Annotated in this window: 15 protein-coding genes; 4 read left to right on the top strand and 11 right to left on the bottom strand. The window is 42.0% G+C overall.

Going from position 1 to position 15,754, the window contains the following annotated elements:
* Nucleotides 1-70: 70 nt before the first annotated feature.
* Complete coding sequence (locus JW841_10560; protein MBN1961377.1) at nucleotides 71-547, top strand: hypothetical protein; 477 nt, start codon at nucleotides 71-73, stop codon at nucleotides 545-547.
* Nucleotides 548-695: 148 nt separating this feature from the next.
* Here the strand turns inward: JW841_10560 and JW841_10555 are convergent, their stop codons facing one another.
* The 4 genes from JW841_10555 to lon form a co-directional block, all read right to left on the bottom strand.
* Nucleotides 696-2,012, bottom strand: coding sequence for a thioredoxin family protein (locus tag JW841_10555; GenBank protein ID MBN1961376.1), 1,317 nt, complete (start codon nucleotides 2,010-2,012; stop codon nucleotides 696-698).
* Between the two features lie 72 nt (nucleotides 2,013-2,084).
* Nucleotides 2,085-2,924, bottom strand: a complete 840-nt coding sequence (locus tag JW841_10550; protein MBN1961375.1) for a TlpA family protein disulfide reductase — start codon at nucleotides 2,922-2,924, stop codon at nucleotides 2,085-2,087.
* Entirely contained in the window at nucleotides 2,921-4,252 is a 1,332-nt protein-coding gene (locus JW841_10545) for a histidine--tRNA ligase (protein MBN1961374.1), read from the bottom strand. Before JW841_10545 ends, JW841_10550 begins: the two co-directional genes overlap by 4 nt.
* 18 nt (nucleotides 4,253-4,270) lie before the next feature.
* Nucleotides 4,271-6,880, bottom strand: a complete 2,610-nt coding sequence (gene lon / locus JW841_10540) for an endopeptidase La (protein ID MBN1961373.1) — start codon at nucleotides 6,878-6,880, stop codon at nucleotides 4,271-4,273.
* Nucleotides 6,881-7,536: 656 nt separating this feature from the next.
* Here lon and JW841_10535 point away from each other — a divergent pair.
* Both JW841_10535 and JW841_10530 read left to right on the top strand, forming a co-directional pair.
* A complete protein-coding gene (locus tag JW841_10535; GenBank protein MBN1961372.1) occupies nucleotides 7,537-8,181 on the top strand; it encodes a type IV toxin-antitoxin system AbiEi family antitoxin domain-containing protein in 645 nt (214 codons plus the stop codon).
* Complete coding sequence (locus tag JW841_10530) at nucleotides 8,178-8,990, top strand: nucleotidyl transferase AbiEii/AbiGii toxin family protein (protein MBN1961371.1); 813 nt, start codon at nucleotides 8,178-8,180, stop codon at nucleotides 8,988-8,990. Before JW841_10535 ends, JW841_10530 begins: the two co-directional genes overlap by 4 nt.
* A gap of 26 nt (nucleotides 8,991-9,016) precedes the next feature.
* On the opposite strand, the gene JW841_10525 is transcribed toward JW841_10530, so the two are convergent.
* From JW841_10525 to JW841_10495, 7 genes are all read right to left on the bottom strand, one after another.
* A complete protein-coding gene (locus JW841_10525; protein ID MBN1961370.1) occupies nucleotides 9,017-10,201 on the bottom strand; it encodes a S41 family peptidase in 1,185 nt (394 codons plus the stop codon).
* A 2-nt stretch (nucleotides 10,202-10,203) separates the two neighbouring features.
* The gene (gene alr / locus JW841_10520; GenBank protein ID MBN1961369.1) at nucleotides 10,204-11,385 is read right to left on the bottom strand and encodes an alanine racemase; all 1,182 of its coding nucleotides are present in this window, start codon (nucleotides 11,383-11,385) and stop codon (nucleotides 10,204-10,206) included.
* A 48-nt stretch (nucleotides 11,386-11,433) separates the two neighbouring features.
* Nucleotides 11,434-12,453, bottom strand: coding sequence for a peptidoglycan DD-metalloendopeptidase family protein (locus tag JW841_10515; protein ID MBN1961368.1), 1,020 nt, complete (start codon nucleotides 12,451-12,453; stop codon nucleotides 11,434-11,436).
* Nucleotides 12,450-13,355 (bottom strand): ABC transporter permease, encoded by a 906-nt coding sequence (locus JW841_10510; protein ID MBN1961367.1) that lies wholly within the window; start codon nucleotides 13,353-13,355, stop codon nucleotides 12,450-12,452. The genes JW841_10515 and JW841_10510 overlap by 4 nt, the downstream gene beginning before the upstream one ends.
* A 2-nt stretch (nucleotides 13,356-13,357) precedes the next feature.
* Entirely contained in the window at nucleotides 13,358-14,008 is a 651-nt protein-coding gene (gene ftsE, locus JW841_10505; protein ID MBN1961366.1) for a cell division ATP-binding protein FtsE, read from the bottom strand.
* Nucleotides 14,009-14,094: 86 nt separating this feature from the next.
* Nucleotides 14,095-14,658, bottom strand: a complete 564-nt coding sequence (locus JW841_10500; GenBank protein ID MBN1961365.1) for a hypothetical protein — start codon at nucleotides 14,656-14,658, stop codon at nucleotides 14,095-14,097.
* 4 nt (nucleotides 14,659-14,662) lie between these two features.
* Nucleotides 14,663-14,884: a hypothetical protein gene (locus JW841_10495; protein MBN1961364.1), complete on the bottom strand. Its 222-nt coding sequence runs from the start codon at nucleotides 14,882-14,884 to the stop codon at nucleotides 14,663-14,665.
* Between the two features lie 138 nt (nucleotides 14,885-15,022).
* On the opposite strand from JW841_10495, the gene JW841_10490 reads away from it, so the two are divergent.
* Nucleotides 15,023-15,754, top strand: a 732-nt coding sequence (locus JW841_10490; GenBank protein ID MBN1961363.1) for a hypothetical protein, incomplete at its 3' end; no start/stop codon positions are given.

Below are 15,754 nucleotides of genomic sequence, written 5' to 3'. Positions count from 1 at the left end.
CCTGCGCTGCTTGGTCCTCGGGTGCTTAACTCGGCGACGGTCTACACACTCTCGTATACGCTCAACCCAATTGAAAAGCGCTGTAACAAGATGTAATAAATATTTAAGTTTGCCAATTTGTAAAAGTATTTATAAAATATTTTATTTTAGTTTATGCTGTTCTACTATTTTTTTTATTTCATGCGGAGATAATAAAGATAATCAGAATATAGAAAATAATAACGAGTGTAATGGTGTTAATGCGATAACCGTTGAAACCATTATTTTGAAAGATTATGGTTTTCAACCCAATTGTATTCAAGTACATGCAGGATCACAATTATCCTTTTTTAATAAAGATAGCAAACCCAATATTATTACTACTACATTAAATTCAGATGATTCTTTTACAAGTACACTTATTCCAGCGGGTAGTATATATACGCGTATTTTTAATACAGTTGGTATTACTAATTTAACCAGCCAATATTATACGGTTATGCATGCGACGGTTATTGTAGAGCAGTTTCCTCTTGAAGTGAGCGTGACGAGACACGACAGACCGTAGCCGAAGGTGGCGCCCGAGGAGTGAGCAGCGCAGGAATATTGGACATATTTCGAGCAGCGAAACGACGAGGCCGCCAGCTGCAGGCAGGTATGTCGTGTCGCAGTAGATCAATTCAAGAGGAAACTGCTCTAAGTGAATGATAAAGCAACTATTGCACTAGCTTCATTATTTCAACAAAGCGTTTTGGGGGGACAAAACCTAAGACACGAGGTTGCTTAAGTACTTTCCCGGTACTGTCGATAAATAAGACAGTAGGCAGTCCCATAACCTCGTAGAGATCTAAAATTTTTTGCATATCATCATTAATATTAGTTGCATCAATTTTAATGGTTACAAAACGCTGAGCTTCTTTGCGGACTAATGGGTCGACATAAGTTTTGATTTCTAGCTCTTTGCAAGCCTCACACCATTCAGCACCAAAATCGATTATTACGGGTAGATTTTGAGCGCGAGCTTTAGCTATAGCGACATCATGCGATAATTCCCACTTAATATATTCAATAGAGTTAGCATTACCAGCATTTTGATTGGATGAGGATATTTGTGAATTAGCATGGTTATCAATAGCGATGCTACGATCAACAGCAATAAGACTTCCAGCGGTTGATAATGAAAGTACCGCAATAATTTTTAGAAAATATGATCGCAGTCTACTCTTTTGTGATTGATAGAAAAACATCGCGGCTAAGCCGATGACAAAAAGAATTATTTCTATTGGGATATTTTTGGGTAACTTAGCAAATACATCACCTAATTGTGGTACAGCGATATCTAAAAAATAAATTGCAACAATAAACATAATGCTAGCTAAGGCAATTTTAACGCTACCAAAGAATTCTTTAGCCATTGAAAAATTAGCAAAGACACTGCCAAATAAAGCTAAGGCTAAAAATGGCAGCCCCATTCCTAAACCAAAGGAAATCATCAAGGCAAAGCCAAAAAAGATACTATGTTCGACAGCAATTAACGCTAAAATCACGGCTAAAACGGGGCCGGTACATGGTGCTGCAATAATACCGCTTACTAGTCCCATTAAAAATGCGCCACCTACACCATTACCACCTATACGAGTAAGCCGAGTATTTACATCAGTGGGCAGTTGAATGGTAAATAATCCCAACATTGAAAGGCCCATGGCAAAACAAAAGGCGGCAATAATAGCGATAACCAATGGACTTGCTAGCGCGGCACCAAACACCATTTGCATACTAGCTGACGCGGTACCAAGTGAAGCATAGAGTATAACCATGCCTCCTACGTAAGATATGGCACGTAAAAATACATGTAAGCGACTGGCGCCGCGCATGGCACCGAAATAACGAACGGTAATGGGGATTAACGGATAGACACAACCTGTAAATGAAGTTAAAAGACCACCGAGAAAAGCAGCGCCTAATGCCAAAGATAACTGCCCACCAGCAAGTGATTCTTGTAAGGACGTCGCCAGTCTTTCAGTAAACAACATTTCTACCAGCTTTAAGAACCCTTTGACGCAACAGAAAATAAACTCATCGTATGCATTGGAAACGGTGGTGTTTTACTTGTCGCGGCCTTTACCTTTTTTTCCTTTGCCTTTGGTTTTTCCTTTTCCTTTGGTTTTAGCTTTTCCTTTGTTTTTAACTTTGCCTTTGTTTTTGCCTTTTGCTTTTGTTTTTGTGTCGATGGCTGGTTTATCTTGGTTTACCTCTGTTTCTGTATCACTTGTCTCTACGGTAGCTGTAGAGTCTTCTTCTGTCTCAGGCTCACCTTTGACCTTTACTATATCAGGAGATCCTTTATGGCCGATATGCTCAGTGATTGCTTCGGGAATGGGCTCACTTAATGGTTCTCCAACACCTTTGCGAATTTCGTCGATTAAACGCTTAGAAATATCTTCGTTATAGCCAATATTGACCATGGTTACCTTGCCTGCAGAGTTAATCAAATAGCTGTTAGGCAATTTTGAGATAAAAAAGCGTTTGGCAACGATATTAAAACGATCAGAAAGTAACGGAAAACGAATATAGTTTTCTTTGGCAAGGGTTTTGGCAACCTCAATTTTTTCAGGCTCAGTATCGATAGACACCAATACTATTTGTAGGCCTTTTTCTTTATAAGCAGTATGCAAAGCAGCTAAGAGTGGCATTTCACGTTTGCAAGGTTCACAATAGGTGGCAAAAAACGACAACATTATGACTTTTTTAGGCTCTTTGGCAGCTTCACCGAAGTAGCGGTCAATGCTAATATAGCTTTCACCTAAGATATCGCCATTGAGTGCTTTCAGGGTAAATGTTGGTATATCTTCACCAACCTCGTAGCGATCTTTACCTGCCATCACTGTTGCAGCAGAAGCTACTACAAAGCCAACAGTAGTTACTAATGTAATCCATAGCTTCATGATTTCGCTCCACTTGCGACTAAAGTCACTGCATCGAGCGCTGCAACGAGCGCTTTACCGTTCAGTTCTACCATCGTGGCCAAACCTTCAGTTGGATGCAAGTCAGACCTTAAATCTTTTAGCTTTGCTTTGCCTGACACAAGTTCATCCTCTCCTAATACTAAAGCAAAACGAGCTCCAGCGCGATCAGCACGTTTAAGTTGGGCTTTAAGACCTTTGCCACTGACATCAACTTCAACCAGATGTCGTCGTTGAGATCGTACCGCATCGCCTAGCGAAAGCGCCAATTTTTCTGCACCTGGCATTGAAGCGATATAAAGGTGAGGGCCATCTAAAGTTTGAATACGATCTTTTGCTGCTTTTTCTGCAACTGCTAAAGTTAAGCGCTCAATACCAGCAGCAAAACCAATTGCTGGAATGTCTGGACCGCCTAATTCATTAACTAAGCGGTCGTAGCGGCCACCACCTAAAAGAGCGTCTTGGGCCCCTAAAGCTTTGCTGGTAAATTCAAAGATAGTACCGGTGTAATAATCTAAACCACGTACTAAACGGGGGTCACGTTGATATTCTATACGGTTATTTGCAAGTAGGTCTAAGACCTGCTCAAAGTGCTGCTGTGCTGTTTTAGAAAACGACTGCATGATGTCTGGAGCGTTTTCTGCAATAGCTTTGCAGGAGGTACGCTTGCAATCAAGAACCCTTAATGGATTGCTGTTAGAACGCCGCTGACAAGCTTCGCATAATTCGTTTTGGTGGGTTGACAAATATTTTGTCAAGGTTTCTCGGTATGCGATTCGACTTTCATTATCACCAAGACTGTTGACGCGAATACCTACTTGGTCAAGCCCCAGAGCTTCACATAAACGGGCTAGCATAATTATCATTTCAGCATCGGCAGTAGGTGCACCAGCAGCAAATAACTCAGCCCCTATTTGATAGAATTGTCGATAACGACCTTTTTGTGGACGTTCGGCTCTGAACATCGGGCCAAAATACCACCAACGCTGCAAAGGGCTTGTTTTCCCAAAATTATGTTCTATATATGACCGTACAGCGCCAGCGGTACCTTCAGGTCTTAGGGTCAATGTTTCACCACCGCGGTCAGTAAAACTATACATTTCTTTACTTACAATATCGGTTTCGCTGCCGATACTGCGAGCAAATAATGAAGTATTTTCAACGATTGGAAGTAAAACTTGGCGATAGCCATAGCTCGCTAACACAGAAGTAGCAGGCGCAAGAACACGATCCCAAATGGCACTATCAAGAAAGAGGTCACGCGCGCCTGGTACAATATCGTTCATCCCTTTTATTGCGGTAATGGCCATTTGCCTATTTTTCGCCTCTCACTTTTTGGAGAATTTTTCGTTTTTTTGAAGTTTTGTCGCCAAGGCGGCTTTAAGTACATCATCAAAAACAGCAGCATAAATAAAATTAACGCTGCGGCGTACTTCATCGGGAATTTCTTCAACATCAGCACGGTTGCGTTCTGGCAAGATCACCGTACGTATACCACTGCGACGAGCGGCAACTACTTTTTCGCGAATTCCACCAACAGGTAAAACTTCACCACGTAACGTCATTTCTCCGGTCATCGCTAAGTGAGGTTTGATAGAGCGGTTAGTTAATAACGAAATTAACGCTGTGGTAATGGTAACACCTGCTGAAGGACCATCTTTTTTTACAGCACCAGCAGGAAAATGCACATGCAGGTCTTTTTGATCAAAAATACTTGGATCAATTTGCAGCGATTCTGCATGAGTACGTACATAAGATAGTGCCAAGTTGGCTGACTCACTCATAACTTCACCAAGTTGACCCGTTAATCGCAGGCCCCCTTTGCCAGACATAGATGTAGCTTCAATAAATAATACATCACCACCAACTGGCGTCCACGCTAAGCCCAAAACGACTCCAGACTTTAATCGACGTTCGATGCGATCTGGTTGTATTTTTGGGGGACCAAGGTAGGTTGGTACTTCTTCTGGTCCGATACGCATTTTGTCGTGATTACCTTTTACTACTTCAGCAGCACGTTTACGGCAAATACGGGCCATTTGGCGTTCAAGCTCTCGAACCCCAGCTTCATGGGTATATTCACGTGTAATTCGCATTATAGCACTGCGTGATACACTGAGTCTTGTTTTAGTCAGACCTGCATCAACTCGTTGACGTGGTAGCAAATAACGAGCAGCAATTTCTAATTTTTCTTCGGGGATATAGCCAGGCAAGTCAATTATTTCGAGACGGTCACGTAAGGCGTCTGGCACTTCGGTTTTTACATTTACGGTAGCGATGAACATTACTCGTGATAAATCAAAGGGTAAGTCTAAATAATGGTCGTTAAAGGCATTATTTTGCGCAGGGTCAAGCACTTCAAGTAAAGCGCTTGATGGATCGCCACGCCAATCGTTGCCGATTTTATCTAACTCATCAAGCATGAAGACGGGATTAGCCGTTGCAACTTGTTTAAGCCCTTGTAAAATTCGCCCAGGCATTGCACCAACATAAGTACGACGATGCCCTTTAATTTCGGCCTCATCACGCATACCACCAACTGAGAAACGATAAAATTCGCGGCCTAAGGCGTTAGCAATACTTTTGCCTAACGATGTTTTACCAACCCCAGGGGGACCAGCAAAACACAGCAAACTACCAGCTTTTTTAGGGTTGAGTTGGCGTACAGCTAAAAATTCAAGAATTCTTTCTTTTACATCATCAAGACCGTAGTGATCTTTATCAAGAATACTACGAGCGCGTTCAAGGTCAGCATTATCTGCGGTCATTTTCGACCACGGCAACATTGCTATCCAGTCAAGATATGATCTTACGACATTATGCTCAGGCGATTCGACAGGTAGTAACTGTAAACGTTTTAATTCTTCATCAGCACGCTTGCGGGCCACTGGTGGTAAACCAGCCTCGTTAAGTTTTTTTTCAAGCTCGCTAACCGCAAGTTTGGCTGGATCTTTTTCTTCACCGAGTTCACGCCTAATTGCCTTAAGCTGTTCGCGCAAAAAATACTCGCGTTGATTTTTTTCTACTTTATCACGTATTTCTTGGCTAATTCGATTGCCTATGGTCAATAAATCAAGTTCGCGAATAGCAATTTCTAAAGCGCGACGAACACGGATAGGAATGTCTAACTCATTTAAAAACCATAGCCGCTCGTTAAAATCTCGCGACAAATGCTGGGCTACAAAGTCAGCCATAAGCCCTGGCTTATCTAAAGCCATAGCGGCGAGCTTAACTTCATCAGAAACATTGGGGTGCGCTTCAAAAAAAGATTGAAGTTTTAAACGTAATTGCCGGTGAATAGCTTGAGCTTCTTCAGTATTTTCACCTTCTATTTCAACCGGATATAAAATGCGTAAAATCGCGAAAGGATCACTTCGCACTACTTCAATAGAACGAGCACGACTAATTAATTCTACCAGGGCTGATAGACGACCATCAGGCAGCGGAAATACTCGCACTAGCTTGGCAATGATACCGATGGGCAACAACTCAGCGAGGTTTATCGGCAGTTGCTCAACTTTAACACCTAGACCAGTACTAGGAATTGGTTCTTCATCTTTAGCTAATTCATCTAAAGAATCATCGTTTTGATTTATTTCAGGGTGTTTAGTATCTGCTGGGATTTTCGGAGTTTCGATTTCTGAAATTGTTTCGATTTCAGTGTCATCAGCAAAGGAGGTTAAATTAGGAGCTGGAGTTTCTTTGTTATCGCTTTGTCCTTCGGCATCTTGCGTTTTGTTGATTAAAAGTACGTAACCACCGTGGTGGCGAGCGTGTAAAACTGCGCGACGACGTTCTTCACGATCTAACAAAAGAGGTACTACCGGCCCTGGAAATGGCACAAAATCATCAAGAATCAGAGTCGGCATTTCAGCTGGTGGTTGATCAGCTATACGTACAAGTGCTTTTAATGCCGAAGAATCAACGTCTGACATCATATAACCTCAAATAAACTTTTAATTTGCCGCATTAAATTAGTTTTAATTTAGTCCACCGCAAGGCGATGTACATGGGTTCGTCACAGAGCGCAATGTGTCGGGGAAGATTACTTGAATTTTTAACGCAAAGCGCCAATTATCATGAATTGAGTAATGTATAAAACGATCAAGTTACTATTAGGCGATAATAAACCTATAACTATTAATGAACAAAGCAAGGGCAACAAATTTTTAGTGTGCAAGCTTTATATGCGCTCGGTTGCGAAGGCAAATACCGCCAAGATAAATTAAAAAATATACGACGGCGTTATGTGGCCGCATAATAAAACTATATTCAAGGTAGTTTGCTATACTTATGAAAACGATGAACTTATAGCTACTCAATCCCGATTGTTTGTTAGTAGTATGTTGCCAATGGCGCTTTGGTGGTGATGCTACTTAAGCGTTTAGCTCATACCTTGCTGACTTTATATAAATCGGTAACCTTGCGCTCAGAAGAAAGCCGCGAGATGACCTATTGCGAGTTAATATCACAGATAAGAGATACGCTATTGTGGGCGAGGGAAAAAGTACTTTAAGATCGCTCAACTAACAGCCTTGAAATCCCTGATACCCGAAAATTGCAATAATCTATCATAAATGTTAAATTATATCTGATGCACTACGAGGAATTGCTTAAATTTGCTAATGATCTCCCAGTAATCGAATCTGCTGGGCTACGTTCTTTGGGGCTCGACCCTAAAGCTTTATCAGTGCAGCTTAACCGTTGGATAATTTCTGGCAAGCTTATACAATTACGACGTGGTGTTTATTTACTGCCTGAGCACCTGCGACGAAACCACCCGTCTGCTGAGGTTATCGCCAATCTACTACTTTCCCCTTCATATGTCAGTTGCGAACGCGCTTTAGCAATTTATCAGATGATCCCTGAGAACGTGCCTGTGGTACAATCGGTTACCACTAAACGAGCAGCAATTTTCGCAACCGCAGAAGGTCAGTTCGATTATAAACATGCACCACTCTCATGGTTTTTTGGCTACCAAGAAATGTTTGTAAGTGGACACAAGATTTTCGTTGCAACACCGGATAAAGCCCTTGCCGATCTTCTCTATTTTTCTAAAGGCGAGTTGACTGCTGCCCGTTTTTACGAACTACGACTACAGAACACCGAGCAACTCGATTGGAAAGAAATTGCTGATATAGCCACACGCACTAAAAAACCGCAATTTTGGCATACCATGTCACGTCTGAGGCAATTACTCGTGAAACAAGAGGATGGTTGGAATGATATAGTGCCATGAAAGATCACCTTCTACAAATCACATCCACTACAAGTAACGAAAAAAGGTACAATATTGCTCGTGAATACTTACAGGTCTATCTATTACGACTGCTGCATACTGCAGGGGCCTTTCGTCATTTGAGTTTCGTTGGCGGTACGGCGCTTAGACTTCTGCATAGATTACCTCGATTTTCTGAAGATCTCGACTTCTCCACAGTTTTTTTGCATGAGCCGAACAACCCAAAGACTTCTTTTGATGTAAACGCGTTATTTAGTCGACTCACCCGCGACCTGCAGGCAGCAGGTTATAATGTCAGCACCAAGGCAAAATCCAGTCGCACGGTTGCTAGTGCTTTTTTTCGTTACATAGGGATCCCATACGATATCGGCTGGACAAAAGACCAACGTCTATCAATGCAAATCAAACTTGAGATTGACTGCGAACCACCCGAAGGTGCGGTGACCGAGGTAACCCTGATGCAAAAGTTTTACCCTGTAGCCTTACGTCACAATGACCTAGCCTCGCTATTCGCTGGTAAAATCCACGCAATTCTTTGTCGCCCCTATAATAAAGGAAGAGATTGGTTTGATCTGGTCTGGTTTCTTACCGATAAACGCATACTTGAACCCAACCTTGCAATGTTAACCCATGCGCTTGCACAAACTCATGCGCCAATACATGCGGTTGATTGGCGTGAGGCTGTTTGTGCTCGTTTGCATTCTTTAGATTGGGCCGAAGTCATGACTGACTTGCAACCATTTCTCGAACGACCCGACGACCTTGCCCATTTAGAACCAGCACTTATCGAGAAAGCTCTTAGCTTATAGGAATAGTTACGTGAAACTTTTTATTTTTATTGGCCTGAATTCATTTTTTCAGCGCGCACCTGGGCCAACTGCAAATGCAGCCATGAGAGCGCGGCATCAAGCGGTTCATCTTTATCTGCGGTTTTTTGAATTACTTCATGAGGAGAAATTCCTTGTTTATCAATGGTTTTACCTGAGGGGGTGTAATAGCGCGCCACGGTAAGTTTAAGGCCAGAACCATCACTTAAATTAAGTATATTTTGTACAGAGCCTTTGCCATAGGTTTTACTACCAAACAATCTTGCACGATTGCGATCTGTGAGAGAACCAGCAACAATCTCTGCGGCAGATGCAGTACCATTATCGATCAATACGGCAATGGGATATTGTGGTTCATTGCCTTGAATGTTGGCATGGTAGCGTTCAAGAGTAACTCCATTGCGACCAACGACTGTAACAATTGGTCCTTCTAGTAAAAATAAATCAGCTATGGCTACCGCTTCATCGAATAACCCACCGGGGTCGCCGCGTAAATCAAGCACCATAGCACTAGCATCACTAGTTTTGGCTAAAAGCGATTTAAGTTCAAATGAAACCCGGCGTGAGAATGTTTTAATTTGTACATAGATAATATTATCATTGAGGTTTCGTGAAATTAACGGACTGACACGCAACCAACTACGCACTAAAGTAATTTTTTTAATCGTGTTTTCTTTCAGGCGTTCAATACTGAGGGTGATTTTACTACCCACAGGCCCATGCATTTTTTTTAGTACTAACTCTTCTGCTAAGTCAGCGATAGCTACATCGTCGATTGCAACAATTTTATCACCGACTTTAAGGTCACTATGCGATGCTGGTGAATTAGCAAGTATCGTTATAATTTTAGGTGTTTTATTTTCCCAGTCTATCTCGATACCAATTCCGGCATATTCGCCTTCGGTTATGTTTATAATTTCGTTAAACTCGTCGGGGGTAAAAAATGCAGAATGTTCATCAAGTGCAGATACCACCCCTTTTGCAGCACTATACACCAGTTTAGTTGGTGAAATCGCGTCAATATATTGGTTTTCGATTTGTCCGAATACTTGAGCTAAAATCTCAAGTTTGTTTAAAATTATTTCACCTGCAGCATTGCCAGCGATGGCGTTAAAGCTCAAGGTGGCAATCACACCAGAAAAAAAACCGCTAATAATAAATAGCAATACTTTAAAGATTTTAAGGTGATTCATTTTCAATTTTTAACCTTTGCAGGGTTTTGTAAACGATTGAAGTAAAGTCTAGGTACCCGAGTATTTATGCTGGTTAAAATTTCGTGAGCAATAGTTTGAGCCCAGGTCGCCATTTCTTCTATGCTAATAAGTTGCTTACCATCGCTGCCTAATAGCACTACCTCATCTCCATTGTAGGCACTATCATTACCAATATCGACCATGACTTGGTCCATGCAAATGCGTCCAACCACGGGATAGCGTTTGCCATTAATTAATACTTCGGCCTTACCGGTCATAGCACGCATATAGCCATCACCATAGCCCACTGGCAGAGTAACAACACGAGTTTGGGTCTTTGGTCTCCATAAAGATCCATAACTAACCGGATTATTGGGTAAGACTACTTTAAAAAAGACTACTTGGGTTTTCCAGCGCAGCGCGGAGCTTACTTTTATGGTACGGGCAATATGATCTGCGGGATAAGCACCATATAGCAGTAGACCTGGTCGCACCATATCAAAGTATGATTCAGGCAACTGCAACACCGCGCCAGAATTAGCCATGTGCACTAGTGGGCGCTTTAGCGAATGCTTATCGTAAAAGTGCAAGACCTCATTAAAGCGTTCAAGTTGTAATTGTGCATGTGTAAGTGTGGTTGCAGGTGCGTCGGAGTTGGCAAAGTGTGAAAAGATGCCTTCGACCAAAACATTTTTGCAATCACGAGCAGCACTAATTAGTTTTTCGGCGCTATACCAGTGCACTCCAATACGTTCCATACCGGTATCGATCTTTAAATGCACACGCGCTGTTTGTTTCATATGCGCAGCGCATTCAGATATGGCTTGCAGTTTATCTACTGATGAGGCGGTGAGGGTTAGGTTGTATTCAATAAAATGAGGGATCTGATTGCCAACAATGCCACCTAAGACCAGAATTGGCGCTTGAATATTAGCGCGACGCAAGCTGATACCTTCTTCGAGATAAGCTACACCAAGATAAGATGCGCCCAAGAGATCAAAATGACGACCAACTTCGATTAAACCATGGCCATATGCATTAGCTTTAAGGATAGGCATAACCGCCACCCCAGTATGTTTTTGCACGGCATGATAGTTTGCAGTGAGTTTTGCAAGATCAACTTCAAGCGCGGTGGGGCGGGTAATGCCTGAAGTTGTTATGGTTGGTTCATTAAGTTGATTCATCAAGCATCTCTTCGTGATTTAAAATCAAATAAATTAATAGTGCAATTTTTAACGTCGCAGCCAGGTTTGTGGATCTTGAGCAATACCTTGATGTCGCAGTTCAAAGTATAAGTGTGTACCGGTTAGTGAACCAGTGTCACCAACTGCGCCAATCATCGCCCCTTGGGCCACCGTATCATCAACCATAACTTTTATTAATGATAAGTGGGCATAAAGAGTGTGATAATCATTGCCATGATCAATAATTATTAATTGACCATAACCATTAAGCCAGCCAGCGAATACCACATTGCCCGCAGCCACTGATGCTACCGGAGTCCCATTAGCAGCAAGAAAATCGAGACCCGAATGCGATATTTTAGTACCGTAAAGCGGTTCGATAGTATCGCCGAAACCAGCACCTATTTTACCGGCTGTCGGCCAAGGTAGTTTGCCTTTGTTTTTAGCGAAAACTTCATTTAGTTGTCCTATTGGATGAAGCTTGCTTAACAATAGAGACATATTATTGTGAGCTTGACGTTTTGTTGCAGCAGCACCATTTATGCTATCGCGGTTAGCAAGTAGTGAGCGCAGAAAATTGGCACGTTCTTGGCGTTTGCGGGCAAGTTGAGTTCGTTGTTTGCGAATATTATCAATAGTATTTTGCAGTTTTTGTTCGCGAGAAACAATTTCGCGTTTTAACATTTTTAGTTGCAAAGATTGCGTTAAATATTTTTTATGTAATTTACGGTCATGAGTAGCAACCCAGCGTAAAATCTGTGAGGTTTCTAAATAATCAGGTAGAGAGCTAGAATTACCTAATAGTATAACGCGTGCACCCACGGGCATACGCGCTAAAGCCCTCACTCGCATACGGTAATTTGTAAAAGCTTCTTGTTCGCGGATCTTTGCAGTTGCTTGCTCAGCTGACAAACCTGCAATATCGACCACTAAGGTTGCACGTTGCGATTCTAATTCTTGTATTTGTAGTTCGGTGTTAACCAGCCGGCGATCAAATTGTTCAAGTTCAGCTAAAACTGAACCGGCGCTAATTGCCAGCAACGAGGATGCAAGAAGATAAGCAATCACCGCAACTCCGTATCAAGAAAACGTCGTACGGCAATACCACTGGCAATCGCAGCTAAGATAATACCACCAACAATTGCTGCCAAAGCTACTTCAGGTGCAAATAAGCGTATTTGCAAACCACCAAGTACATCAGCAATTATATTTGAAATAGTAGGTGCTACCAAGCGATCAAGCAGCCACATGATAATTGCAGCAAGCAAGCCGCCGGCTGCTCCCCAAATCGCCCCTTCAATGACAAAGGGAATACGAATAAACCAAGTGGTTGCACCAACTAGGCCGAGAATGCCAATTTCTTCGCGTCGCGCATATGCAGTTAGCCTCACCGTATTAGCTACAATGAATATTGTAGCACAGGCGATTAAAAGGGCACCGATGATACCGGCATAGTGCAAAAGATTTAATAGCGCTTGTAGGCGTTGAAATTCTTCACGACCATAATCAACCAAGGCTACTTCTGGCTTTGCTTCAAGCTCTTTTGCCAGAACACTAACACTAGTAAGATCACTACTACCAGGCGCTAGCATTAAGCCAATATAAGCTGGTAAAATACGAGCATCTACACCTTCTACCAGCGCTGCTGCTTCAGGGCCGCGAGTTTTAAAACGCGCTAATGCTTCTTGTGGGCGAATGAGTGTTGCTTGTGTTACTAAACGATGTTTGGCAAGTTCAATGCGTAAAGATTCCCATTGGGTTTCGCTTATACCATCTTGCAGATATACTGCTACTGAGGCGACTTTGCCCCATACTTGTGCAAGTTGCGATAAATTACGTACTACTAAAGTGTACGAGCCAAGTGCGAGTAAAACAACGGCGATAGTAACCGTGGTAATCACGCTAATCCAAAGCGACTCTTTTATTGAGGCCAGAGCTTTATTAATAAAATATATTAAGCGCGCTATCATAATTAACTCGATAATCGACCTTGGGTTAAAGAGACGACTCGTTTGCTGCGTTCAAGCAAGCGTTGGTCGTGGGTGGCTACCATAATGGTTGTACCTTTAGCGTTAGCAGCTTCGAGTAAATCCATGATTTCTTGGGCGCGCTCATGATCAAGATTTCCAGTTGGTTCATCAGCGAGAAGAATTTGCGGTTCATTTACTAAAGCACGAGCGATAGCAACACGCTGTTGTTCACCACCTGAAAGGCGAGGGGGTAAGTGATGAATACGATGCACTAAGCCAACTTGTTTTAAAATTGCATAAGTTTTTTGTCGCACAATGCGTGGTTTGGCACCGACAACTTCAAGAGCCATGGCAACATTTTGTGCTACAGTTGAACGCGGTAATAATTTGAAATCTTGAAAGACAACGCCGATATTGCGCCGCAAATACGGTACTGCCCGCGCAGACAACCGTGCGATATTGCGCCCTCCAACTAATAGTTGCCCGCGCGTTGGTCTTTCAGCGCAAAAAATCAGACGCATCAAGGTAGATTTGCCTGCACCCGAAGGGCCGGTAAGAAAGACGAATTCACCCTTTTCTATTTCGCAACTGACATCGACTAACGCCTGTATGTCATCCCCATAGGATTTATAGACATGAAAAAGTTGAATCACGATACCTCACATGAAGTTCAAATATATACCTAAAAATCAATAAATTAATTTGTTAAATCACTATGAACAGCAATATGCGAGCAAAATTATACTTTATGAGTTTTTATTATTTTTGCACGTAAGTTTAAATAAAAATGCTTTCTTGAGTCGTCTGAGGCGAAAAGTTTATTTATCCATTTATCAAGATAGGTAAGATCAAGTTGATCAAGTTGACTGCTAAATAAACGTTCTAAATCGGCATAGTCCTTGGTGCGGCCATAGATAAGTTTATAAAGGGCGATGTCTTCAGCAGCTAGTATCCATATGGAGTTATCAGCTAATGGTACCCGAATTTTACGATCAAAGGCGTCAGCTGCAAATGGTAGTGTTGGTAAAAAAATATCTATGCGTACATCCTTTAAACGAGCACCAAAATCGCCGCGTTCTGCTGCAATCATGGCAGTATCATGATTAACTATGCATCCAGCTTGTTCAAGGGTAACCAATAATTGCGGAATGGTGGTTGGTTCAACGTTAATACCAATATCAATATCTAAAGTAGCTCTGGGAACAGCCCAGTAACTTAATGCGATAGCTCCCCCAATAGCATATTCTATCGCTTCTGTTTCAAGTATCGCAGTCAGTCGTTGTAATGTTGCTATGACATCCATATATTTAACGCTTTTGTAACTGTTTAATTAAGGCGATGCTTTCAGGAGGCAATGGTTCAATATATTCTAAAATAGTTTCACGATTTGGGTGGTTTTCAAGAATTGTGGCAGTAAGTCGACAAGCTTGCTCAAGTCCCTGGTAGTGCGCTAAAAAATCAGCGTTACGATAAGGTTCAGCCTCTGCAAGTGCATCAGCCCAGCTGTCTCTTGGCGGTGGAACAATCATGTTTTTGCTATTGTGGCCTTAGAATTAGTTTTTGGTCAATGGTGGTTTTACTAAAATATTAATTTGCATTAAGTTATATGCTCTGCATAATGTAAATACTGCAATTGTCATTATATTGTTAAAAAAAGGAGTTAGTTGATGCTCCAGCGTGCTTTTTTATTGTCCATTGCCCTCGTTTTATTTTTTGGCATCTTAACGTCTGCAAGAATAACTAAAGCAAGTTCGAGTTCGAGTATTGTTAAGAGCATCAATAACGTTGCTTTCGCCGCTGGGGCAGCTTCTGACACTCCAGCGCCGCCGCCATCACCAGCACCGGTTGGTTTTCAAAATCCCATTTTAAATAAAGTGTTGGCCGAAACGCGTAACGCTTATTCGCACGGCGAAAAACCAATTGTGATTTTTGATCTTGAAGGCACCCTTTTTGATAATCGCAGCCGTATCTTGCAAATTTTACGTGAGTATTCTGATGCTGAGCTTAAAAAGGCGCGTCCCCAGTTTGCTCAATTTGTTAGCTATCTAACGGTTGCCCAAGTGAAATATATGGTTGCGGATACATTACGTGGTGTGGGCATTACTGAAGAGGCTGTATTAAATAATGCGGCTATTTTTTGGTCGCAAAGATTTTTTACTGACGAATATTTAAAATACGATACTCCCGAAACCAGTGCGATTAGATATGTCCGCGATTTATATTCAAGCGGTGCACGTATTGTTTATTTAACCAATCGCGATGCACAAAGACAATTAGTCGGAACCGCACGGCAATTGCGTGACCATGGTTTGCCGATTGGTATTTTAAATGCAGAATTGCTTATGCGGCCAACCGCGCAAACTCAAGATGGCACTTTTAAACAGCAAGCCACCACATAT

The organism is Deltaproteobacteria bacterium, from assembly GCA_016931625.1.
In the GTDB taxonomy this organism is placed as follows: domain Bacteria; phylum Myxococcota; class XYA12-FULL-58-9; order XYA12-FULL-58-9; family JAFGEK01; genus JAFGEK01.
This window is presented reverse-complemented; position numbering and strand designations above follow the sequence as displayed.